General features: G+C 65.4%; 22 protein-coding genes. 8 read left to right on the top strand and 14 right to left on the bottom strand.

Annotated features, from left to right (window positions below; all coding sequences use genetic code 11):
- Positions 1 to 31: 31 nt before the first annotated feature.
- Positions 32 to 1447, bottom strand: a complete 1416-nt coding sequence (locus CH275_RS26555) for an acyl-CoA synthetase (RefSeq protein ID WP_094681075.1) — start codon at positions 1445 to 1447, stop codon at positions 32 to 34.
- 2 nt (positions 1448 to 1449) lie between these two features.
- On the opposite strand from CH275_RS26555, the gene CH275_RS26550 reads away from it, so the two are divergent.
- A complete protein-coding gene (locus tag CH275_RS26550) occupies positions 1450 to 1872 on the top strand; it encodes a hypothetical protein (RefSeq protein ID WP_094681074.1) in 423 nt (140 codons plus the stop codon).
- Between the two features lie 11 nt (positions 1873 to 1883).
- Here the strand turns inward: CH275_RS26550 and CH275_RS26545 are convergent, their stop codons facing one another.
- The 5 genes from CH275_RS26545 to CH275_RS26525 all read right to left on the bottom strand — a co-directional run bounded on the left by CH275_RS26545 (position 1884) and on the right by CH275_RS26525 (position 7466).
- The gene (locus CH275_RS26545; protein ID WP_094681073.1) at positions 1884 to 2501 is read right to left on the bottom strand and encodes a LysE family translocator; all 618 of its coding nucleotides are present in this window, start codon (positions 2499 to 2501) and stop codon (positions 1884 to 1886) included.
- Between the two features lie 66 nt (positions 2502 to 2567).
- The gene (dapC, locus tag CH275_RS26540; protein ID WP_094681072.1) at positions 2568 to 3671 is read right to left on the bottom strand and encodes a succinyldiaminopimelate transaminase; all 1104 of its coding nucleotides are present in this window, start codon (positions 3669 to 3671) and stop codon (positions 2568 to 2570) included.
- Between the two features lie 4 nt (positions 3672 to 3675).
- The gene (gene fdxA, locus CH275_RS26535) at positions 3676 to 3999 is read right to left on the bottom strand and encodes a ferredoxin (RefSeq protein WP_008714223.1); all 324 of its coding nucleotides are present in this window, start codon (positions 3997 to 3999) and stop codon (positions 3676 to 3678) included.
- 113 nt (positions 4000 to 4112) lie between these two features.
- On the bottom strand, positions 4113 to 4871 hold the full coding sequence (locus tag CH275_RS26530; RefSeq protein ID WP_094681071.1) for a hypothetical protein: 759 nt from the start codon (positions 4869 to 4871) through the stop codon (positions 4113 to 4115).
- Between the two features lie 54 nt (positions 4872 to 4925).
- Complete coding sequence (locus tag CH275_RS26525) at positions 4926 to 7466, bottom strand: bifunctional FO biosynthesis protein CofGH (protein WP_256991222.1); 2541 nt, start codon at positions 7464 to 7466, stop codon at positions 4926 to 4928.
- 134 nt (positions 7467 to 7600) lie between these two features.
- Between CH275_RS26525 and CH275_RS26520 the strand changes: the two genes are divergently transcribed.
- From CH275_RS26520 to CH275_RS26510, 3 genes are read left to right on the top strand one after another with little or no spacing between them, the layout of a single operon-like run.
- The gene (locus CH275_RS26520) at positions 7601 to 8080 is read left to right on the top strand and encodes a PH domain-containing protein (protein ID WP_094681069.1); all 480 of its coding nucleotides are present in this window, start codon (positions 7601 to 7603) and stop codon (positions 8078 to 8080) included.
- Positions 8077 to 9588: a PH domain-containing protein gene (locus CH275_RS26515; protein WP_094681068.1), complete on the top strand. Its 1512-nt coding sequence runs from the start codon at positions 8077 to 8079 to the stop codon at positions 9586 to 9588. Before CH275_RS26520 ends, CH275_RS26515 begins: the two co-directional genes overlap by 4 nt.
- 1 nt (position 9589) lies before the next feature.
- Positions 9590 to 10285, top strand: a complete 696-nt coding sequence (locus CH275_RS26510) for a uracil-DNA glycosylase (protein ID WP_094681067.1) — start codon at positions 9590 to 9592, stop codon at positions 10283 to 10285.
- Here the strand turns inward: CH275_RS26510 and CH275_RS26505 are convergent.
- From CH275_RS26505 to typA, 5 genes are all read right to left on the bottom strand, one after another.
- Positions 10212 to 10664: a hypothetical protein gene (locus CH275_RS26505; RefSeq protein ID WP_094681066.1), complete on the bottom strand. Its 453-nt coding sequence runs from the start codon at positions 10662 to 10664 to the stop codon at positions 10212 to 10214. The genes CH275_RS26510 and CH275_RS26505 overlap by 74 nt on opposite strands.
- Positions 10665 to 10729: 65 nt before the next feature.
- Complete coding sequence (locus CH275_RS29700) at positions 10730 to 10888, bottom strand: hypothetical protein (RefSeq protein WP_008714214.1); 159 nt, start codon at positions 10886 to 10888, stop codon at positions 10730 to 10732.
- Between the two features lie 44 nt (positions 10889 to 10932).
- Entirely contained in the window at positions 10933 to 11841 is a 909-nt protein-coding gene (gene mshB, locus CH275_RS26500) for an N-acetyl-1-D-myo-inositol-2-amino-2-deoxy-alpha-D-glucopyranoside deacetylase (RefSeq protein WP_373453748.1), read from the bottom strand.
- A gap of 65 nt (positions 11842 to 11906) precedes the next feature.
- Complete coding sequence (locus tag CH275_RS26495) at positions 11907 to 13700, bottom strand: ABC transporter family substrate-binding protein (RefSeq protein WP_094681065.1); 1794 nt, start codon at positions 13698 to 13700, stop codon at positions 11907 to 11909.
- A gap of 103 nt (positions 13701 to 13803) precedes the next feature.
- A complete protein-coding gene (typA, locus tag CH275_RS26490; RefSeq protein WP_094681064.1) occupies positions 13804 to 15741 on the bottom strand; it encodes a translational GTPase TypA in 1938 nt (645 codons plus the stop codon).
- Between the two features lie 175 nt (positions 15742 to 15916).
- Between typA and CH275_RS29695 the strand changes: the two genes are divergently transcribed.
- Positions 15917 to 16093, top strand: a complete 177-nt coding sequence (locus CH275_RS29695) for a hypothetical protein (protein ID WP_094612381.1) — start codon at positions 15917 to 15919, stop codon at positions 16091 to 16093.
- Here the strand turns inward: CH275_RS29695 and CH275_RS26480 are convergent.
- Entirely contained in the window at positions 16059 to 16484 is a 426-nt protein-coding gene (locus CH275_RS26480) for a (deoxy)nucleoside triphosphate pyrophosphohydrolase (RefSeq protein ID WP_094681063.1), read from the bottom strand. The genes CH275_RS29695 and CH275_RS26480 overlap by 35 nt on opposite strands.
- Before the next feature lie 14 nt (positions 16485 to 16498).
- Here CH275_RS26480 and CH275_RS26475 point away from each other — a divergent pair, with 14 nt between their 5' ends.
- A complete protein-coding gene (locus tag CH275_RS26475) occupies positions 16499 to 16780 on the top strand; it encodes a 4a-hydroxytetrahydrobiopterin dehydratase (protein ID WP_094681062.1) in 282 nt (93 codons plus the stop codon).
- Here the strand turns inward: CH275_RS26475 and CH275_RS26470 are convergent.
- Positions 16725 to 17942: a mannosyltransferase gene (locus CH275_RS26470; RefSeq protein WP_256991221.1), complete on the bottom strand. Its 1218-nt coding sequence runs from the start codon at positions 17940 to 17942 to the stop codon at positions 16725 to 16727. The genes CH275_RS26475 and CH275_RS26470 overlap by 56 nt on opposite strands.
- A gap of 302 nt (positions 17943 to 18244) precedes the next feature.
- Here CH275_RS26470 and CH275_RS26465 point away from each other — a divergent pair, with 302 nt between their 5' ends.
- Positions 18245 to 19105 (top strand): Rv1157c family protein, encoded by an 861-nt coding sequence (locus CH275_RS26465; RefSeq protein ID WP_094681061.1) that lies wholly within the window; start codon positions 18245 to 18247, stop codon positions 19103 to 19105.
- Between the two features lie 151 nt (positions 19106 to 19256).
- Here the strand turns inward: CH275_RS26465 and CH275_RS26460 are convergent, their stop codons facing one another.
- A complete protein-coding gene (locus CH275_RS26460; RefSeq protein WP_094681060.1) occupies positions 19257 to 20006 on the bottom strand; it encodes a DUF1906 domain-containing protein in 750 nt (249 codons plus the stop codon).
- Between the two features lie 227 nt (positions 20007 to 20233).
- On the opposite strand from CH275_RS26460, the gene CH275_RS26455 reads away from it, so the two are divergent.
- Entirely contained in the window at positions 20234 to 20812 is a 579-nt protein-coding gene (locus CH275_RS26455; RefSeq protein ID WP_094681167.1) for a TerD family protein, read from the top strand.
- Positions 20813 to 20851: the final 39 nt, after the last annotated feature.

The raw sequence follows: 20851 nt of genomic DNA, 5'->3' as shown, positions 1-20851 counted from the left end.
GCTAACGGCCGCCTCGCGGCCTCGCTGACGACTAGCTCAACAGCTTCTTCTGCACCTTGCCCATGGCATTGCGCGGGAGCGAGTCGACGACGCGAATCTCGCGGGGCCGCTTGTGAATCGACAGCTCGGTCGCCACCAGGTCGATCAACACTCGATCCTCGACAGCCGAGCCGACGACGAAGGCCACGATGCGCTGGCCCAGGTCTTCGTCCGGTAAGCCGACGACGGCGACCTCGTCGACGCTCGGGTGCCCCAGCAGCACCGTCTCGATCTCCCCCGCGCCGACGCGATAGCCGCCCGATTTGATCAGGTCCGTCGACGCACGTCCGACGATGCGGTGAAAGCCGTCCGGCTCGATGAGGGCGACATCTCCGGTGTCGAACCAGCCGTCCTCGGTGAAGGTCTTGGCCGTCGCCTCGGGGTTGTTCAGGTAACCGTCGAACAGCATGGGGCAGCGGATCTGCAGTGCGCCGATCGATTCGCCGTCGTGCGGCACGATTTCGCCCTGATCGCCGCGCAACCGGGTTTCGACGCCTGCGACCGGTAGTCCCACCGAACCCGGTCGACGCTCACCGTCGGCGCGGGTGCTGATCGTGATCAGGGTTTCGCTCATGCCGTATCGCTCGATGGGCGCCTGGCCGGTGAGTTCACGTAGCTTCTCGAACACCGGCACCGGCAGTGGCGCGCTACCGGATACCAGCAACCGGGCGTCGGCCAGGGCGCGAGCGGACGTCTCGTCTGCGGCGACCCTCGACCACACTGTCGGCACACCGAAGTACAGGGATCCGCGCGCTGCCGCGTAGAGCTCCGGAGTCGGCTTACCGGTGTGGATCAGCGGGCTGCCGACCCGCAACGGCCCGAGCATTCCGAGTATCAATCCGTGTACGTGGAACAGCGGAAGCCCATGCACCACAGTGTCTTTCCACGTCCAGCTCCAGGCCTCCGCCAATGCGTCGAGGCCGGCCGCAATGGCACTGCGGGAGATCAGGACGCCCTTCGGCGGGCCGGTGGTACCGGAGGTGTAGAGCACAAAAGCGATGGCCGACGGCTGCGGTTCGGCGTAGCTGTGCCACGAGCGTGCGTGTTGACGCACCGGCAGAACCTCGAGTCCCGAGGCATCGGGCGGCGCTTCACCGAGCCATGCCTGGGCACCCGAGTCGCGGAGGATGTGCTCACGTTCGGCAACCCCCGCGTCCGGCGGGACCGGCACCACGGTGACTCCGGCGATCAGCGCACCGACGACCGCGAGCACCGTCTTGACCGACGGCGTCGCGTAGATCGCCAGCCGGTCGGCCCGCGCGATGCGTTCGGCAACCGAGGTCGCCGCACCCAGGATGTCGGCACGGGAAAGCGAGACACCGTCGATGGTGATGGCGTCGGGAATATCGTCTCCCCGCGCAACGGCGAGTGGGTTCAGTGAACGAAGCAGCACATGGCTACCGTACATACATGGACGTGGACGGAATCGACACCGGCGACTACGCCGAGTACATGACGGTCGCCGCCGGCGACCTGCAAGCGGGTGTCTATCTGATAGGGACCGACGCCGAGCAGGACGACGATTCCGACGATGATCTGGACCTGGATCTCGACGACGAGGATTCCGACGACGACATCGAGATCGCGCATGTCACCGACGGTGCACCGCGGCTCGTCTACTCGGTGCAGTCCGACGATTTCTGGACCCGCGTCGAACTGGCAGATCTCCGAGCCACCCAGCTCTACGAGGAAGCCCACGCACGCAATCCCGAGGTCAACACCGAGCCGAAGCGCTTCACGACCGTCGAAGCATTCGGCAGCAACGAATTGGTCTACATCCTGCGCATCCGACGCGGCGGCTGGGACGTGAGCGAAGCGGACCTCGAGCCCTGAACAGCGATTTCTCAGGCGGCAGACCCGACCGTTCCGATGCCGAGGGCAACCAGGAATCCGGCGCTGATGCGGTCCAACCAGTCGGTCACCGCGGGCTTGCGCAGCAACGCGACCGCGCGTGAGGCCACGACCGAGAACACGCCCATCACGAGTGCGGCAACAACGACTTCGACCAGGCCCAGTGTCATGGCCCCGGTGAACGTGACCACGGTGAGGAACTGCGGCACCACGGCAAGGTAGAACAACCCGACCTTGGGATTGAGTGCGCACGAGAGGACTCCGGCACCGAACGCCGACCGCGCGGACGCGGCGACGGGTACCAGCGGCTCGCCGGCCACCTTGTTCTTCCGGCGCGCCCGAAACGCCTTCACACCCAGATACAGCAGATACAGCCCGCCGAGGACCTTGACCACGCGATACGCCGTCGCCGACTGCTCGACGATCGCCGCCAGACCGACGGCTACCAACACGGCCCAGAACAGTCCGCCGATCGCGACTCCCATCGCCGCCGCGATCCCGGGCTTGAGGCCGCCGATGCTGTAGCGGAGCACCAGAAACGAATCGGGTCCGGGCAGGATCGCCAGCAGAAAACACACGCCGGCGAAGCTGAGCAGGAGGGTGACGGTCATGGGTACATGAGAACACCCGGGCGGAGCCGAAGCCAACTGACTTTTCTGTCCACCAGAAGCCTCGAACTATCCGTGCAGGCGAGCCGCCGCAGCGTCGATGCGCTCGTCCGTGGCCGTCAGCGCGATGCGCACGTGCTGTGCACCGTTCGGCCCGTAGAACTCTCCCGGGGCGGCGAGGATGCCGCGTTCGGCAAGCCAGTCGACGGTGTCGCGGCACGGTTCGCCCCGCGTAGCCCACAGGTAGAGCCCCGCCTCGGAATGGTCGACGGTGAACCCCGCAGCCTCGACGGCCGCTTTGAGCACAGTCCGCCGGGCGCGGTACAGCTCGCGTTGAACGTTCTCGTGCTCGTCGTCGGCCAGTGCTGCGGTCATTGCTGCCTGGATCGGCAGCGGCACCATCATGCCGGCGTGCTTGCGCACCTCGAGCAACTCGGCGACGAGGGACGCGTCGCCGGTGACGAAGCCGGCGCGGTAGCTCGCCAGGTTCGAGGTCTTCGAGAGTGAGTGCACGGCAAGCAGATTGGTGTGATCGCCGTCGCACACGCGAGGATCGAGCACCGACACGGCGTCGGCGTCCCAGGTCAGTCCCAGGTAGCACTCGTCCGAGACGACGATGGCGTCGCGCTCGCGGGCCCACTCGACCACCTTGCGCAAGTGCTCGACGCCGAGCACCTTGCCCGTCGGGTTGGACGGGGAGTTGACAAAGATCAATGACGCCCGCTCGGGGCCGAGCCGCGACAACCCGTCGGCTCGCAGGATGCGCGCACCCGCGAGCAATGCACCCACCTCGTAAGTGGGGTAGGCCAATTCGGGGATCACGACCAAGTCGTCGGCTCCCAGACCCAACAGAGTCGGCAACCAGGCGATCATTTCCTTGGTGCCGATGGCCGGCAGCACCGCGTCGGTCGAGATTCCGGTGATCGAATAACGGCGCTCGAGCGCCGCCACCGCGGCCTCCCGCAGCGCGACGGTGCCGACGGTCGTCGGGTACCCGGGTTCGTCGGCAACCGAATTCAGCGCGGTGCGGATGACGTCGGCGACCGGATCGACCGGCGTACCGACCGACAGATTGACGATGCCGTCCGGGTGCGCCGACGCCTTCTCCTTGGCAGCGGTCAGCGAGTCCCACGGAAAATCGGGCAGCGCCGCTGCCACCGCTCTACGTGCCAAGGCGTCAGTTCTCGCCCATGGGAGGCAGAGCCTTGATGAACGGCGGGTCGTAATCGGTCTTGCCGAGCTTCGCGGCACCGCCGGGAGATCCCAGGTCGTCGAAGAAGTCGACATTGGCACCGACGTACGCGCTCCACTGCTCGGGAACGTCGTCCTCGTAGAAAATGGCCTCGACGGGGCACACGGGCTCGCAGGCCCCGCAGTCGACGCATTCGTCGGGGTGGATGTACAGCATTCGATTACCCTCGTAGATGCAATCCACCGGGCACTCTTCGATGCACGCTTTGTCCAGTACATCTACGCACGGTTCTGCAATCGAGTAAGTCACTGCTGCTCTCCCCTCCTGTATCGATCGTGGGCGCTCACGCGCCCTGAGCATCCTAGTATCGCGGTCCGAAGATGGGGCAAACCGACCAGGGTGGCCTCACCTGCCCCGGACGGCTATCGCCGCAGCTGCTTCGCGGGCACGTCTGCACCGAGGGCGGACGCCTTCTTGTGCGCCGCGAGCCACTTCCGGCCCTGCTTGGCGGCGCGCGAGAGCGCGCCGCGTTCACCGAGATATCCGGCGACGCCACCGACGAGCGGAATGGCTCCGAGCACTCGGTAGAACCCGCGTGGATGCGGGCGCTTCTCCAATTCGCCTGCGACGTCGCGCAGCACGTTGGCGATCTGCCACATTCCGCGCAGCAGTGCGAACGGGCCGGACTTCGGCGATTCTTCCTTCTTCGGGGGAGCACTGTCGGCCAAGGACGTCAGGTCGCGCTTGCACAGCACCGACCCGAGCAGCGCCACATGTGTTTCGCGGTCGGTCACTCCGGATTCGCGGGCCACGGCCACGAGCACCATCGCCTGGTTCGCGAACCCGAGCAGATCCTGGATCGGCAGACGGTTGACCAGGATGCCGAACACACCGGGGAATGCGACGGCAACGGTGTTGAGTGCGCCGATGCGATTGACCCACCACTGCGAACGAGCATCGCTGTCGAGCTTCTCCCAGCCGGCGGTACCCGGGAAGTCGGTTGTGTCGAAGGCTTTCGCGAGAAAGTCGATGACGTTGTCGAGGGTCGAATCGTCCGCAGAGGACTGACGGAACGTGCGCCCCTTCAGCCCGATCGGGTCACGTGTGGCCAGGATGTCGAGCACGGGATGAATGATGGCGACGGCACTGCTCAGCACCGCGGCGACTCGACGGTCGTCCATGTCAGACAAGCTCCATTTCAGACAAGCTCCATTTCGGAAAGCCAGGACTCAGGGTCATATCAGGCCGGCGACCGACACCGCCGGTGCCGGGCCGTACGTGGTGGTGCGCTGACGAACCGGTCGTCCGATGCCGTCGGCGATCTCGTGCAGTTCCGCAACGGTCTTCTCCGAACCGTTCTGCGAACCCGCCATCCGCGAGATCGTCTCTTCCATCAGGGTCCCGCCCAGATCGTTCGCGCCTCCGTTCAGCATCGCCTGTGTACCCGTGATTCCCAATTTCACCCATGAGGTCTGAATGTTGTCGATTCGGCCGTGCAGCATGATCCTGCCCAGAGCATGCACTGCGCGGTTGTCCCGGTTGGTCGGACCGGGCCGCGACGCACCGGCCAGGTACAGCGGCGAGGACTGGTGCACGAACGGCAGCGGCACGAACTCGGTGAACCCGCCGGTCTTGTCCTGGATCTTCTTCAGCACGTTCAGGTGCCCCACCCAGTGCGACGGATTGTCCACGTGCCCGTACATCATCGTCGAACTCGACCGCAGCCCCACCTCGTGGGCGGTGGTGATCACTTCGATCCACTCGGCAGCGGGCAGCTTGCCCTTGGTGAGCACCCACCGGACCTCGTCGTCGAGGATCTCCGCGGCGGTACCCGGAATCGAGTCCAGGCCGGCGGCCCGCAGCTCGGTCAGCCACTCGCGAATCGACTGGCCACCGCGCGAGGCCCCGTTGACGATCTCCATCGGCGAGAACGCATGCACGTGCATCGACGGCACCTTGGCCTTGACCGCCCGCACCAGATCGGCGTATCCCGTCACCGGCAGTTCGGGGTCGATTCCGCCCTGCATGCACACCTCGGTGGCTCCGACCACGTGCGCTTCCCACGCCCGATCGGCCACCTCGGTGGTGGACAGCGTGAACGCATCGGCGTCGCCCTTGCGCTGAGCGAACGCACAGAATCGGCATCCGGTGTAGCAGATGTTGGTGAAGTTGATGTTCCGGTTCACCACGTAGGTGACGGTGTCTCCGTTGACCTGTTTGCGCAGATCGTCGGCGAGAGCAGCGACGGCGTCCATGCCCGGGCCCTCGGCCGTCGCGAGCGCGAGGTACTGCTCGTCGGAAAGCCCCGCCGGGTCCTTCTCCGCGGCAGTGAGCGCCGACACCAGGTCACGGTCCACCCGCTCCAGCCCGGCGAGATCACGCACCTGCTCGCGGATCGATTCCCAGTCGCCGAACGCATTCGCCAGATCCGAGCGGGTCTCGGTGTTGCGACCCTGGGTGTCGATCTCGGTGTTCAGATCCACTCGGCCCGAGGACTCCCACTCCTCGTCCGGTTCCTGCCACGGCAGACCCGTCGGGTTCACGCCCTCGCGTGCCATTCCGGTCTCGGGATCGGCCACCGCCCGCACGTGCGCCGAGATCCGTGGGTCGATCCAGGGAGCACCGGCGAGAACGTACTGCGGCTGCGCGGCGGTGCGCTCGACCAACCGGTATCCGGCCGTTGCCGACAGCTCGGCGAGAGTGTCGAGATTCGGCCACGGCCGCTCGGGATTGACATGATCGGGAGTCAGCGGCGAGACCCCGCCCCAATCGTCGACGCCTGCGCCCAGCAATGCAGCGGTCTCTTCCGGTGCGACCAGATTCGGCGGAGCCTGAATCCGCATCGATGGGCCGAGCACCATGCGTGTCACCGCGATGGTCGCCAGGAATTCTTCGAGACCGGCGTCGGGCACCGACCGCATCGCGGTATCGGACTTGGCCAGGAAGTTCTGCACGATGATTTCCTGGACGTGCCCGAAAGACTTGTGCACCTTGCGAATTGCCATGATCGACTCGGCGCGGTCGCGCAACGTCTCGCCGATGCCCACCAGAATGCCGGTGGTGAACGGAATGTTCAGCCGGCCCGCGTCGGTCAAGGTCCGCAGCCGCACCTCGGGATCCTTGTCGGGGCTGCCGTAGTGCGCCTGCCCCTTCTCCTCGAACAACCGACGCGAGGTGGTCTCGAGCATCATGCCCATCGACGGGGCGACCGGCTTGAGTCGCGAAAGTTCCTGCCAGGACATCACTCCCGGGTTGAGGTGCGGCAGCAGGCCGGTCTCCTCGAGCACCCGGATCGACATGGCGCGCACGTAATCCAAGGTCGAATCGTAGCCACGGGAATCGAGCCACGCCTTGGCCTCGGGCCACCGCTCCTCCGGTCGGTCGCCGAGAGTGAACAGCGCCTCCTTGCATCCGAGCGCGGCGCCCTTGCGAGCGACGTCGATGATCTCGTCGGGATCCATGAACATTCCGTGCCCGGCGGCATTGAGCTTGCCCGGCACCGTGACGAACGTGCAGTAGTGGCACTTGTCGCGGCACAAGCGCGTGATGGGAACGAACACCTTGCGGGAGTACGACACCGTCTTCGGCCGGCCCGCGGATTCGAGCCCGGCATCACGGACCCGGGACGCCGACGCCATGAGATCGGTCAGATCGTCACCGCGAGCGTGCAGCAACACCGTGGCTTCGTCGACGTTGAGAGACACTCCATCGCGGGCACGGCGCAACACTCGTCGCATCGCGGAGGGAGCTGGTATGGAGTCCGGTAGAGAAGTCACCAGTCGATCATGCGCTTCCTGGTACGCACGTGCCACCCGCGGGTCGGGCTGTCGCCCTCGTGCGCGTTTTGCGGAGCTGGAAGTACGCAAAACGCGCACGAGGGATGAGGGCTAGGTTTGTACCCGTGATAACGATGACCGACCCCCAGTGGCAACCGTCTCCACGTGCGCGTCTGCTCTGGGCTCTGAGTGCCGGTCTGCTGTGGCTACCGGTCTTCGTCGCCCAGATCGTCTGGGCGGTCGTCGACTCCAATCGCACCACCTGGCCGCACGTCGCCGTCCTCGTCGCATCGATCGTGCTGGCACTGCTGCACATCGCGATCGTGCCGCAGTGGCGGTATCGGGTACATCGCTGGGAGATCAGCGACACCGCTGTCTACACCCGCACCGGCTGGCTGAGCCAGGAGCGACGCATCGCACCGATCTCGCGGGTGCAGACCGTCGATACCGAACGCGGACCGCTCGATCGCCTGCTGGGCTTGGCGACGGTCACCGTCACGACGGCGTCGTCCGCGGGCGCGGTGAAGATCACCGCGTTGGATCAGGATGTGGCGAACAAGACGGTTGCTCGACTGACCGATATCGCCGGCCGCACCGTCGGAGACGCCACATGACAGATCAGGAGCTCCTCGCCGTCGAGGAAGACCAGCCGTGGCTACGCTTGGACAAGCGAATGTTGTTGGTGCACCCGGTGAACGAGGGCATCAGGATTCTGCCGGTGCTGCTGATCTCCTTCTTCGTCGGCAGCCAGAGCGGTAATCACTATTGGAGCCTGGGCATCCTCGCGGTCGTGGTGGTGTTCGCGATACTGCGCTGGTTCACCACCAGCTACCGGATCGGCCCGGTACATGTGCAACTGCGCACCGGAGTGCTGCAGAAGAAGGTTCTGTCCATCCCGCGCAACAGGATTCGTTCGGTCGACGTGGAAGCGAACGTGCTGCACCGGGTGCTCGGATTGTCGATCCTGCGGATCGGCACCGGCCAGCAGGCGGGCAAGGGCGAGGCCTTCGAGCTCAACGCCCTCGACACCTCGCTGGTCCCCACACTGCGTGCCGATCTGCTGCAGCGAGTGTCGGGCCAGACCCCGGCAGCCGACGGTATCCCCGCCGCGGCACCGAATCCCGAAGTGGAGATCGCACACTGGCAGTTCTCGTGGGTGCGGTTCGCGCCGTTCTCCATCACCGGCATCGTCACCATAGCCGCGGCCGTGGGCGTGCTGTTCCAGTACGGACTGGGGCAGACGCTGGCCGAGTCGTCGGTGGTCTCGAACAGCATCGACTCCGCCGAGCAATTCGGAATCGCAGTGTTCGTCGTCGTGGCCCTGCTCGCGCTGCTCGTCGTGTCGAGCATCTTCGCGTGTGTCCGCTACCTGTTGACCTACGCCAATCTCACTGTCACCGACCAGGGTCGCACCCTGCACGTCAGCCACGGCTTGCTGCGCACCCGGCAGTCGACACTCGATCGCAAGCGACTGCGCGGCACCTCCCTGTCCCAACCGCTGCTACTGCGCGCGGTCGGCGGTGCCCGCCTGGACGCCATCATGACCGGCGTCAGCGCCGAGAAGAAGGAATCGTCCCTGCTGCTCCCCCAGGCCCCGCAGGCCGAGGCTCTGCGCATGATGACCACGGTGCTCGGCGACGCCGGTCTGCACGGCGGTGCCGAACGTCCCCTCCTGCAGCACGGGCCAGACGCGCGACGTCGCCGCTACACGCGCGCCGCGCTGCCTGTGCTGGTGCTCGGAGCAGGACTGGGCATCGCGGAATTCTTCGGCGCGCCCATCCCGATCCTCGCCTGGATCGCGCTCGGGGTGTTGTTCGTCGCCGCCTCGGGGCTCGCGCACGATCGCTACCGCGGTCTCGGCCACGCGGTGCTGCCCGGCTGGCTCATCACTCAGCACGGGTCTCTCGACAGGACTCGGCACAGCCTCGAGGCCGCAGGCATCATCGGCTGGACGGTGCGGCAGACGTTCTTCCAGCGCCGCGCCGGGGTGGCCACCATCGTGGCGGCAACTCCGGCAGGCGTCGGCCACTACGAGGTGATCGACATCCCCATCGAGAACGCGTGGGCCATGATCGACGCCGTCACCCCGGGAGCCGGAGACGTCTGGCTGCACCGGACGTGACATGACGCGGCCGCAGAGCATCGAGCAACTCGACATCGCGGTGTCGGAATGTCGCGCCTGCCCGCGCTTGGTGCAGTGGCGCGAGCAGGTTGCCGTCGAGAAGCGAGCCGCATTCGCCAACGAAACATATTGGGGCAAGGCAGTTCCCAGTTTCGGACCCGCAGATGCGGCAATGCTGATCGTCGGGCTGGCACCGGCCGCACACGGCGCGAACCGCACCGGGCGGATGTTCACCGGCGATCGAAGCGGTGACGTTCTCTATCGCGCGATGCATGCCGTCGGGCTGGCGAGCCAACCCGTCGCCACCCACATCGGAGACGGATTGACGCTCAACGGGGTCCGCATCGCCGCTCCGGTGCACTGCGCTCCGCCGCAGAACAAGCCGACCCCCGCCGAACGGAACACCTGCAGACCCTGGCTCGACGACGAATTGCGGTTACTGCGTCCGACTCTGAAGTCCATCCTCGTTCTCGGAGCCTTCGGCTGGCAGTCCCTGTTGCCCACACTGGCCGCGAACAGATGGGAGATACCAAGGCCTGCACCGAAGTTCGGTCACGGCGCTCAGCTCGACCTGGGATCGATCACCGTGTTCGCCAGCTATCACGTGAGCCAGCGAAACACATTCACCGGACTGTTGACTCCGACGATGATCGAGGACGTGCTGCGGGATGCGGGTCGACATGCACGCTTGCTGTGATCGCCTTCATCCGGAACATGAACAGCAATATTCCGGCGGGGCCTGCCCCGGCGATGATCAGCAGCATGGTGCGCCAATCGGCAAGCAGGAGGACATCGCCGCCAGGGCCGCCGAGCATGCACAGTACGACAGCGGCGAACCATCCGATCAGGGGCGACGCCACCCAGAGCGGCCGCTCGGCGACCTTGCGCGCGGCCAGAATCAACGCGACGTTGGCGATGCCGCCGAGTACCGCACTGATCGGAAATTGCACCGAACCGAGGTAGGTCGGGAGAAAGAAGACCGACAGGATTCCGGAGAGAAAGCCGTCGAACACCAGCACAGCGACCGTCGCCCAGGACACCAGGGCGACAGTATTGGATGCGGCCTTCGAGATCATGCGCCCAATACTGCCTTGACCCGTGTTGTTTCAGTGCATCGCATTCAAAAACCGGGCATCGGCACTCAGGAAACCGGCGGGTATCCCAGCGAGGTGAGCAAGTTGCTCGCACCCATGGCGATCTGACCCAGAACGTACTGGTACAGATCTGCCTGTGCGCCGAACTGTGGCTTGAGAGAATCGACGAACGCGACGATGGCGTCCTGCACTACCCAGTTGTACATATGTGTTTCCGCCCCTGTGTGGTGAGATCGGTGCTGCGACCTGTTCAGTGATGCACAGCACAGCCTAGTACGCCTGCGAAGAGGTCGTTCTCCCTGCCCGTCTCATCGGCGTCGAGTTCGCCTCGCACGAGCACGTACTGCTCGTCGAGCAGAATCGGCTGGGCGATGTCGTTGGACAATGCGTACTCGCGACCAGAAGGCGCAACGGTCACCTGAGTGGCGTGTGCGCGCAGGGCGTCGCGCTTGGCGTCGAGAACACCGCGGATGTCGATGCTGGTGGTGATCGTGTTCTCGGGAACGCTGGGTAGCTCACCGTCGACGGGCAGTCGCCATCCGGCCGGAAGGTCGCCGATCGCAGCAAGAGCCGACTGCAACTGGTCGTGGCCGGTGACGGTCCAGTAGAACTTCGACACCTCCCACGGAGCTCCGGCATCGGGGTAGGCATCCGTTCCGCAGACCTCGACGGCCTCGGTCACCAAAGAGTGCACCTGCTGGTGATCGGGGTGTCCGTACCCGCCCTCGGGGTCGTATCCGACGACGACCTGCGGCCGAAGCTCACGCATCACCGCCACGAGTGCTCCGAGAGCCTCGTCGCGGTCCGCGTTGACGAACGCGCGCGGCTTGCGGGCAGCCGACGTCCCGGCCATCCCCGAGTCTCGCCAGCGGCCGGCACCACCGAGAAAACGCGGTGGGTTGCAGCCCAGTGCCGCGAGCGCGCGATGCAATTCCAGAATCCGGTAGCCGCCGAGTTGATCTGCACGATCGACCACCAGATCGGCCCACGTCTCGCCGATCACTTCGCCCTCCTCGCCGAGCGAGCAGGTGAGTACCGTGACCTCGACCCCGGCGCGAACGTAGTGGGCGATGGTGCCGCCGGTGGTGATGGTCTCGTCGTCGGGATGCGCGTGTACCAGGAGCAACCGCTGTGGCTCCGTCATCGCCTGTTCGGTCATCGCCTGCCCTGTCATCGATCCTCGGCTCACTTCGTGGTTCGTCGCGGTGCCTCCGCTGCTATCGGTCATCGAGGCGTCCGCATCCACTGCACCGCATCGGCGAAGATCCCGACCTCGACCGGTCCGGTCAAGGAGACACCGGTGATGCCGGGAACCGCAGCAACCACGGACGAGTCCTGCATGATCGGCAGCGTCGACGCCAGCGCCCACAGCTTGGGCTCGACATCGTCGGTGGCCGTGGATGGATCGAGACCGCTCGCCAGAGCCCTGTCGATCGTCGGTTGAAGTTCGGGAACGCACAGGCCCGACAGATTCCGCGGGATCTCCACCCGGTCTCCACTGCCTGCGACTGCCTCTGGGACACAGCCGAATCGGGAGGCCAGCACTGTCGCAGGGTCCACTCCCGCGCTGTTCCAACCGACCACTGCGTCGACGGTGCCGTCGGTCAACGCCGTCGAATACAGCTCGTCGGCAGGCAGTGGAGTGACGGTCGCGTCGACGCCTGCACCGATCAGTTCGTCTGCGGCAGTTCCGGCGACAGCGAGCGCGATGTCGTCGTTCTCGACGGCGCCGATCACGAACCGCAGTGCGGTGCCGGTTGCGTCCGCAAGGCGAGTGACGCTCGGTACCGGAGGACTCGTGGTCACAGCTGCGCTCGACGGGTCGGCGGTGGTCGGCGGGGCTGCCGTGGTCGGTGCGGTCGCGCTCGGCGTCGACGTCACCATCGCGTCGGGTGTCGGAACGTAGCCGGCCCGACCGAGCAGATCGAGGGCGGCGGTCCTGCCGATGGGGGCGGGAGACGTTGCGGTGTATCCGGGGTCGGAGGGTGAGAGCAGCTGCGCGGCTGCTCGGCGATCCGTCGCGCCGCCACCGGCCCCGACGGTGGCCAGTAGATTCGGATCGAGTAGACCGAAAATCCCTTGCCTGACAACAGCATTCGACATGTTCGGGGCTCGTCCGTTCACAGTCATCGACAGCACCCGGGATTGTCTGATGGTATCGGTGCGCACACCGGGAATGGCCGAGAGTTGGGCGCGCAGTGCCGAGCCGCCACGAACCTGAGCGATCTGCGCATCGCTGGACCGCAGAGAATCGGCCAACTGAGCAGGGGTACCACCTCGACGAACGAGGACCTGGTCGGGTGATGCGGGCTGGTCCCAGAATCGATCGTTGCGCTCGAGCAGAATCTCGTCACGACCCTGATCGACGGTCTTGATGTTGAACCGGGAGCCGGAGACAGGCACGTTGTCGGTGAGGCCACCTTGGAAGCCGCCGGGTGAGTCCTTGAGCAGGTGCGAGGGCACCAGATCGGAGAACAGGCGCTGCCACGCCGGGTACGGCGATTCGAGTGTCACATCGACCGTTTTGCCACCGCCCGAGGACGCGACGTCGCTGATCAGTGCGTAGCCGGCCGGATCGACGACGCCCGGCTGGGTGATCATCTGCTGCCACAGGTAGCGGAAGTCCTCGGCCGCGATCGGTGCGCTGTCGGACCACTGGGCCTCGGTGCGCAGCTGGTACCGGATGGTGAACGGAGACTGCGACGTCACTTCGGCTGAAATCAACAGCGACAGGTCCGGCTCCCACGTCGTCGCGCCGGTGTCGGGGTTCCGGGTGGGGCGGAACGGGCTGGGCAACACCAGTGAACTCACCGCGGCGGTGGCAGGCGACTGGTCCGCCAACAGGTGCGGGTTGAAGCCGATGCCCACGTCGTCGATCGCCACCACGACAGGGTCACCGGTCTTGGACGGGACGGTCGTCGTGGTGACCGGTGTCTCGACGCTCTCGATCGGCGGGGGCGGATCCGCGGTGCACGCAGTGAGTACCAGAGCAATGGCGGAGGCCAGGACCACCGGCATCAGCACGTTACGCAACGAGGATCTCCTTCGTGATCGGCTACAGGTACGAGAGAAGCGACGTCTCACGATGGTGACACGCCGCTTCTCTCGTACAGGATCTGTCTTACAGAGCAGCCTTGTCGCGCGTCTTGCTGCGCGAGCGCTCACGGGCGCGCTCGTTGGAATCGAGGTGCACCTTGCGGACGCGGACGACCTCGGGGGTCACCTCGACGCACTCGTCGCCTGCACAGAACTCCATGGCCATTTCCAGGTCCAGCTTCTTGGGCTTGGCCAGGGTCTCCATGACGTCTGCGGAGGACTGACGCATGTTGGTCAGCTTCTTCTCGCGGGTGACGTTGATGTCGAGGTCTTCCTGACGCGGGTTGATGCCCACGACCATGCCCTCGTAGGTGTCGGCACCCGGCTCGACGAAGAACGTGCCGCGGTCGGCGAGCTGGATCATCGCGAACGGGGTGACGGTGCCGTTACGGTCCGACACGAGCGAACCGGTGTGGCGCGCCCGGATCTCTCCGGCCCACGGTGCGTACCCGTGGAAGACGGCGTTGGCGATGCCGGTGCCGCGTGTTTCGGTGAGGAAGTCGGTACGGAAGCCGATCAGGCCGCGCGAGGGAACGATGAATTCCATGCGAACCCAGCCTGCGCCGTGGTTCGTCATCTGCACCATCTTGCCCTTGCGTGCCGCGAGCAGCTGCGTGACCGCACCGAGGTACTCCTCCGGTGTGTCGACGGTGAGCTCCTCGAAGGGCTCGTGCAGCTTGCCGTCGACCTGCTTCGTGACCACCTGAGGCTTGCCGACAGTGAGCTCGAAGCCCTCACGACGCATCTGCTCGACGAGGATGGCAAGCGCCAGCTCGCCACGACCCTGGACCTCCCAGGCATCGGGGCGACCGATGTCGAGGACCTTGAGCGAGACGTTACCGATGAGCTCCTGGTCCAGACGGCTCTTGACCATGCGCGAGGTGAGCTTGTGCCCGCTGACGCGTCCGACGAGCGGGCTCGTGTTGGTGCCGATGGTCACCGAGATGGCCGGCTGGTCGACGGTGATGCGCGGCAGGGCGACCGGGTTCTCCAGATCGGCGAGGGTGTCGCCGATCATGATGTCGGGGAAGCCTGCGACGGCGACGATGTCACCTGCGACACCGCGCTCACCGGGGACACGCTCGACGCCGATGGTGTTGAGCAGCTCGGTGATCTTCGCCTTCTGGACGACGGGCTCGCCGTCGACCTCACGCATCCAGCTCACGGTCTGGCCCTTGGAGAGCTGGCCGTTGTGGATACGCACCAGGGCGAGGCGGCCGAGGAAGGCCGACGCGTCGAGGTTGGTGACGTGGGCCTGCAGCGGTGCGTCCACGTTGCCCTTGGGCGCGGGGACGTAGTTGAGGAGCACCTCGAACAGCTCGTCGAGGTTCTCGGCGTCGGGAGCGTGGCCGTTCTCGGGCTGCACGCGCGACGCCTTGCCCTCACGGCCGGAGGCGTAGAGAACGGGGAGGTCGAGTGCGAGCTCGGCTGCCTCGGATGCCTCGTCGTCGAGGTCGGACGCGAGATCGAGGAGCAGATCGTGGCTCTCCGAGACGACCTCTTCGATACGTGCGTCGGGACGGTCGGTCTTGTTCACGACCAGGATCACCGGCAGCGAGGCGGCGAGCGCCTTGCGGAGCACGAAGCGGGTCTGCGGCAGCGGGCCCTCGGATGCGTCGACGAGCAGGACGACACCGTCGACCATGGACAGGCCGCGCTCGACCTCTCCGCCGAAGTCGGCGTGGCCGGGGGTGTCGATCACGTTGATGACGGTGATGGTGCCGTCGGCGTTGCGCTTGTGGACGGCCGTGTTCTTGGCCAGGATCGTGATGCCTTTTTCTTTTTCGAGGTCACCCGAGTCCATGACACGGTCGATCGCTTCGGCACGTTCCTCGAACGCGCCGGACTGCCGAAGCATGGCGTCGACCAGGGTGGTCTTGCCATGGTCGACGTGTGCAACGATGGCGACGTTGCGGAAAGTGGTGGTGCTGTCGATGTTGTCTGCACTGCTTGGGGCGCTCACGCGAAAAATTCTCCTGGAGTCGAATGCGGGCTCTTGTTCGCTAGCGGGCTTATGTCGCTAGAGAAGCGCGCTGCACCGCGAAGTTCTCGCGACTGATCGAGTTTACCCGTAGTCCGACGGTACCCCGCGCCACCCTCAGGTCTGTGACCTGCGCCACCCATTAGTCTTGGTGCTCATGGGCAAGATAAAGGCAGTAGATGTCTCGGGGATGAAGCCCAAGAAAAAATGCTGCCGCAAGAAAGTCCGGTGCATCAAATGCCCGGTGGTCATCATGCGAATGAAGAAGCTCGAATCGGCAGGCGCAACGAAGAAGGATCTCAAGAAAGGCCTGAAGACCGCTCGGGCGAAGTGAGCAGCATTTCCAGCAGCTCGGGCAACCAGAGTCGGTCCGCATCGACCAGATCCATCGTCGACAACGTTGCCGCGTCCACCCACCGCAAAGCCGAATGTTCCAGCGGCGCAGGGGTTCCCGAGACGATCGAGGCTCGGTAGGCACGCAGAATCAGGCCGCCGGCAAGGTCGACGTCCCCGCTGAGCGCGGCACCGATCGAACACTCGACACCCAATTCCTCGCGCAGCTCACGCGTGAGTGCGGCGTCCTCGGACTCCCCCGGCTCGACCTTTCCGCCCGGCAGTTCCCACCGACCGGCCAGCTCCGGCGGACGAGTTCGTTGCGCGAGCAGCAGTCGGCCGCCGTCGATCAACGCGGCCGCGACAACAACAGCGGTAGGGGTGCCGGACATGCCACCATCTTTCTATGACCGAACTGCTGACCGACCGCGACATCGAGGACGCCCGGCTCACCGACTGGACGGTGGCGGGGAAATCATTGACGCGAACCGTCGAACTGGCGTCGTTTCGAGCAGCGATCGCGGTAGTGAACGGGGTGGCCGACGCTGCGGAGGCAGCAGACCATCACCCCGACATCGACATCAGGTGGCGGACGCTCACGTTCACGCTGTCGACGCACAGCGCCGGCGGCCTCACGCAGAAGGATGTGGATCTGGCGCGTCGGATCGACGCACTGATCGCGAATTGATGCGTCCCGCATAGGCGACCCAGCCGAGGAACAGCACCGAGCCGATCACGTCGACCGCGCCCGCCCATGCCTCGAAGGCCGGGCGGGGGATGGTCCAGATGGACTCCTGGAAGAAACTGAGCAGCCACGGCACCCCCACGGTCACCGTCACCAACCAGTAGCAGGCGACGAACTTGGCCCCGGCCACATCCCGAAGCGGCCCGTGCACCAGCCAGATCACCATCGGAATCACCCAGATCCAATGGTGTGACCACGAAATCGGTGATACCAGCAATCCGAACAGCTGAACGATCACCAGGATGCCGAGGTGATCGCGCCGATCGATCGCCCGCCACGCCGCGACCGCGAGCCCTGCCGCAACGACTGCGGCAACGATCCACAGCGGACCCTGACCGACGTCCTCGCCCACGATCCGACTGAGCGCTCCGCGCAGAGACTGATTCCAGACCGAGCCGACCGGGCCGATGCGGTCGGCATCGCCGAGCAGCGTGGTGAAGTAGGTGGCTGCCTGATGCCCCAACACCGCGTAGCTGAGCGCAACGGTGATCGCGAAGGCCACCGCAGAGAACGCCGCGGCCTTCCATCGCCGAGTGGCCAGGAAATACAGGCCGGTGATGGCCGGGGTCAGCTTGATTCCGGCGGCGAAGCCGACCAGCCCGCCTGCCACCCACCACCGACTGCTGCGTACCGCGAGAATCGCCAGCAACACCAGAAAGACGTTGACCTGGCCGTAGTCCAGCGTGGTGCGCACGGGCTCGGACCAGAGTCCCAGTGCGGTCCAGAGCATCGCGATACGCACCCAGCGAGGTTCGGCAGCGCGATCGTCACCCAGCACCATCGACAGTGTCAGCCGCACCACCGCGAACAGCGCGATCATGGTCGCGGCCTGCCAGACGACACCGACGAGGGTGAAGGGCAGATAGTGCAGCGGGAAGAAGACCAGCGCCGCGAACGGAGGGTACGTGAACGGAAGCGGAAAGTCCGGGGTCTGCACCGAGTACGTGTAGTCGTACAGGTTGTCGCCGAGCAGTGCTGCAGAGCCCTCGACGTAGACGTGCAAATCGACGAGATTCATTCCGTTGGGCGTGACGAACGCCCAGACGAAGCGGCTGATCACGGAAATTGCCAGCAGAACGGGGGCCAGCCGAACGAGTCGGTTCACTGTGCGTGCGGTTCCGTTCGGTATCGATGCCGTATATCGATCGCTGAGCTTATAGGTCGTCACAAATGTTCCCCAACCGCGCAGGCAGACGGATAACATTTGAATCACCTTTAACACTGGTAACTCCAGTAACAGGTTATCGTTTGCCTCTGCGGAGAATTCGCAGCGTGGACCATTTAGACTTCCCTGGCACAGATTCAACGGGGGAGGGTTCGGCGGCACTAGCTGTACATCGGGGATCGCGCTACATAGAGTGACCCCTCGAGCACCGGCTGTCGCCGAGGGCCCGCGTCTTGATCAGAATGGGGAATATCACCGTGCTTCGTACCCGCGGAACGCGTCGCGTCGTTACTGCATTTGCCGTAGCCGCAGCCGCAGCACTCGTCGTGCCGACCAGCGTATCCGCACAGCCGTTGGTGCCCATGGCACCTGCTGATCTGCCTGCACCCCCGGCCGATCCCGCCGCGTTGATCGCTCAATTCCTCCCCGCTCCCGGCGAGCCCATGCCCAGCCTGGCCGAGGTCGAGGCTCTCGCCTCGTTCGCACCGGCCATCCTCGGTGCCGCAGCCGGACCCGCCGACGTGGGTGCCGCCCCGGCCGCAGATCTGTTGGGACAGGCGCGTGCGCTGCTCGCGACCGCACAGCTGCCGGAACAGGTCAAGTCGCTGCTCGAGACGGTCATCACCTTCCTGGACGGATCCGGCGGCGGCGGACCGGAACTGCCGGCCGACGGACCTGCCATCGCCCAGTTCCTCTACCCGACGCTCGGAAAAGGGTGCATCTCCGACACCGCCGATTCCGTCGGGACCGCTCTCGCCGTACCGGGTCCGGCCACGTTGCCTCCCCCCGGACCGGCCGCAGGCCAGGCAGGCTTCGTGTTCACCGCTCTCGGCACCGCCCCCATCGCGGACCAGCAGGCCGCTCCGCTGACCGTCACCTGGCTCAACCTAGACAACCGTCGCTCGGGAACGCAGGACCTGACGGGCGCATCGAAGATCAACACCGACGGCCCGGCAACGCTGTCTGCCATCGCCGACACCGGCCCCGGACGCGTGCTCTCGGTCGTTTCCGGTTCGATCACCACACAGTCCAAGGAAGATCCGTCGGCCGCTCCCCGCAGCTGCACCTTCCTGCCCACCATCGGCACGGTCTACGTTCCGTAGTCCCGCTTCGGTACGACGCACTTCGCCCCCGGCTTCCGTATCAGCCGGGGGCGAAGTGCATTCAAGCCGTTGTTTCTGGTGGACGTGAGGCGATCGACGGACGACAAGAGTCGCGATGCGTTCTATCCACGATGAATTACATCGATGGAATTCAGGTGATATCGGCAGCAGATTTCGACCACTGGCCGTAGTCGGCTTTCAGAATGTTGTTGATGTCGACCTTGACGCCACCCACGAAATCCTTGTCGATTCGAATCTGGTGAATGTGCGCCGCGGGGTGGACGAAGCCCTTCGGCGAGCCCCAATTGTGCTGCCAATACCACTGGCCGAGACCGGCCACCGACGCCAATTCGATGGTCGGCGAATTGGCGTAGATACCCGTGTTCTCGGCTCCGATCACCGACTGCCATCCCAGGATGTACGGCGCGATCAACGTCGCGAACTCCACTGCGGTGGGGTTGTCGTCGATCGACGCGTAGATCGGACGGTCGGTGGGACCACCGGCCGCCGTGTGGAGTTCGAGGCCGCGCGTGGCATGCTTCACGCCCGCCGCGTACCCGCCCCGCCAGTCGGACGTGGTGCCTTTTCCGAACTGGTAGTTGGAGACGACCTCGAGCCCGGCATCGGTGAGCGAGTCGGCTTCGGACTTGCGCATCGGCTTACCGATCATCCAGTTGGCCTCGGGTCGGCGGTCGGAAACGTATCGGACTGCCCCGAGGTGACCGGCCTTCTTTATCGCCGAGGCCGACGGCACTCCACCCGAATAGTCGACGAGTGTTCCCAGGCCTGCGTCGGCGTGCGCGGTGGCCGTCCCCAGGGCGACCAATCCGACGGCGGCAGCAGATCCTGCTGCGGCGTACTTGAACAATTCACGTCGCGAAACCTGCACAAAAATCTCCATCGTCGCTCGATCGCCGCGGCGCGCCTACTCGCACAGGCGCACCACCACTGCTATCTTGTGATCTTTTGTCGTATCCCACCACAATCCCATCGGTATCGCCAGCCCCACTGTTCACACCCCGCACGCATCTCCCGTGGTTCACACCGGCACCTCGGGCACCGCGACGACAGGCATGAATAGGGTGGGTACGACGACGCACCGACGAACCTGCGAAGGAGTGGATGGACATGGGCGTAACTCTCGCCAAGGGTGGAAATGTCTCACTGACGAAGGAAGCACCGAACCTGACCGCCGTCTCCGTCGGACTGGGCTGGGATGTGCGCGCCACCACCGGCGGCGACTTCGACCTCGACGCGAGCGCCATCGGCCTCGGCACCACCAAGAAGGCCCTGAGCGACCTCTACTTCGTCTTCTACAACAATCTGCGCTCCCCCGACGGGGCAATCGAGCAGACCGGCGACAACCGAACCGGCGAGGGCGAGGGTGACGACGAGAGCATCGACGTGGATCTGGTGGCCCTGACTCCGGAGGTCGACTCCATCGTCTTTCCGGTCTCCATTCACAACGCAGACGCTCTCGGGCAGAACTTCGGTCAGGTGGTCAACGCCTTCATCCGCGTCGTCGACAAGTCCGACGGACGCGAGCTCGCCCGCTTCGACCTCAGCGAGGACGCCTCCACCGAAACCGCCATGGTGTTCGGCGAGCTGTACCGCCGCGGTGCTGAGTGGAAATTCCGCGCGATCGGTCAGGGCTACGCGTCGGGCCTGGAAGGAATCGTTCGAGACTTCGGTATCGACGTGGGATGAACGCGGCCGAAACCCGTTCCGACGGCACCGTCTCGATTG

This window comes from Rhodococcus sp. 06-235-1A, assembly GCF_002258785.1.
Lineage (GTDB): Bacteria > Actinomycetota > Actinomycetes > Mycobacteriales > Mycobacteriaceae > Rhodococcoides.
The sequence above is the reverse complement of the archived record's forward strand: the minus strand, read 5'-3'. Positions and strand labels throughout refer to the sequence as shown.

What these genes read in the sequence shown, in the direction of transcription:
- CH275_RS26555 (WP_094681075.1), bottom strand. Translation starts at nt 1,447, where the DNA reads ATGTACGGTAGCCATGTGCTGCTTCGTTCACTGAACCCACTCGCCGTT.
- CH275_RS26550 (WP_094681074.1), top strand. Translation starts at nt 1,450, where the DNA reads ATGGACGTGGACGGAATCGACACCGGCGACTACGCCGAGTACATGACG.
- CH275_RS26545 (WP_094681073.1), bottom strand. Translation starts at nt 2,501, where the DNA reads ATGACCGTCACCCTCCTGCTCAGCTTCGCCGGCGTGTGTTTTCTGCTG.
- CH275_RS26530 (WP_094681071.1), bottom strand. Translation starts at nt 4,871, where the DNA reads ATGGACGACCGTCGAGTCGCCGCGGTGCTGAGCAGTGCCGTCGCCATC.
- CH275_RS26520 (WP_094681069.1), top strand. Translation starts at nt 7,601, where the DNA reads ATGACCGACCCCCAGTGGCAACCGTCTCCACGTGCGCGTCTGCTCTGG.
- CH275_RS26515 (WP_094681068.1), top strand. Translation starts at nt 8,077, where the DNA reads ATGACAGATCAGGAGCTCCTCGCCGTCGAGGAAGACCAGCCGTGGCTA.
- CH275_RS26510 (WP_094681067.1), top strand. Translation starts at nt 9,590, where the DNA reads ATGACGCGGCCGCAGAGCATCGAGCAACTCGACATCGCGGTGTCGGAA.
- CH275_RS26505 (WP_094681066.1), bottom strand. Translation starts at nt 10,664, where the DNA reads ATGATCTCGAAGGCCGCATCCAATACTGTCGCCCTGGTGTCCTGGGCG.
- CH275_RS29700 (WP_008714214.1), bottom strand. Translation starts at nt 10,888, where the DNA reads ATGTACAACTGGGTAGTGCAGGACGCCATCGTCGCGTTCGTCGATTCT.
- mshB (WP_373453748.1), bottom strand. Translation starts at nt 11,841, where the DNA reads ATGACCGAACAGGCGATGACGGAGCCACAGCGGTTGCTCCTGGTACAC.
- CH275_RS26495 (WP_094681065.1), bottom strand. Translation starts at nt 13,700, where the DNA reads ATGCCGGTGGTCCTGGCCTCCGCCATTGCTCTGGTACTCACTGCGTGC.
- CH275_RS29695 (WP_094612381.1), top strand. Translation starts at nt 15,917, where the DNA reads ATGGGCAAGATAAAGGCAGTAGATGTCTCGGGGATGAAGCCCAAGAAA.
- CH275_RS26480 (WP_094681063.1), bottom strand. Translation starts at nt 16,484, where the DNA reads ATGTCCGGCACCCCTACCGCTGTTGTTGTCGCGGCCGCGTTGATCGAC.
- CH275_RS26475 (WP_094681062.1), top strand. Translation starts at nt 16,499, where the DNA reads ATGACCGAACTGCTGACCGACCGCGACATCGAGGACGCCCGGCTCACC.
- CH275_RS26465 (WP_094681061.1), top strand. Translation starts at nt 18,245, where the DNA reads ATGGGGAATATCACCGTGCTTCGTACCCGCGGAACGCGTCGCGTCGTT.
- CH275_RS26460 (WP_094681060.1), bottom strand. Translation starts at nt 20,006, where the DNA reads ATGGAGATTTTTGTGCAGGTTTCGCGACGTGAATTGTTCAAGTACGCC.
- CH275_RS26455 (WP_094681167.1), top strand. Translation starts at nt 20,234, where the DNA reads ATGGGCGTAACTCTCGCCAAGGGTGGAAATGTCTCACTGACGAAGGAA.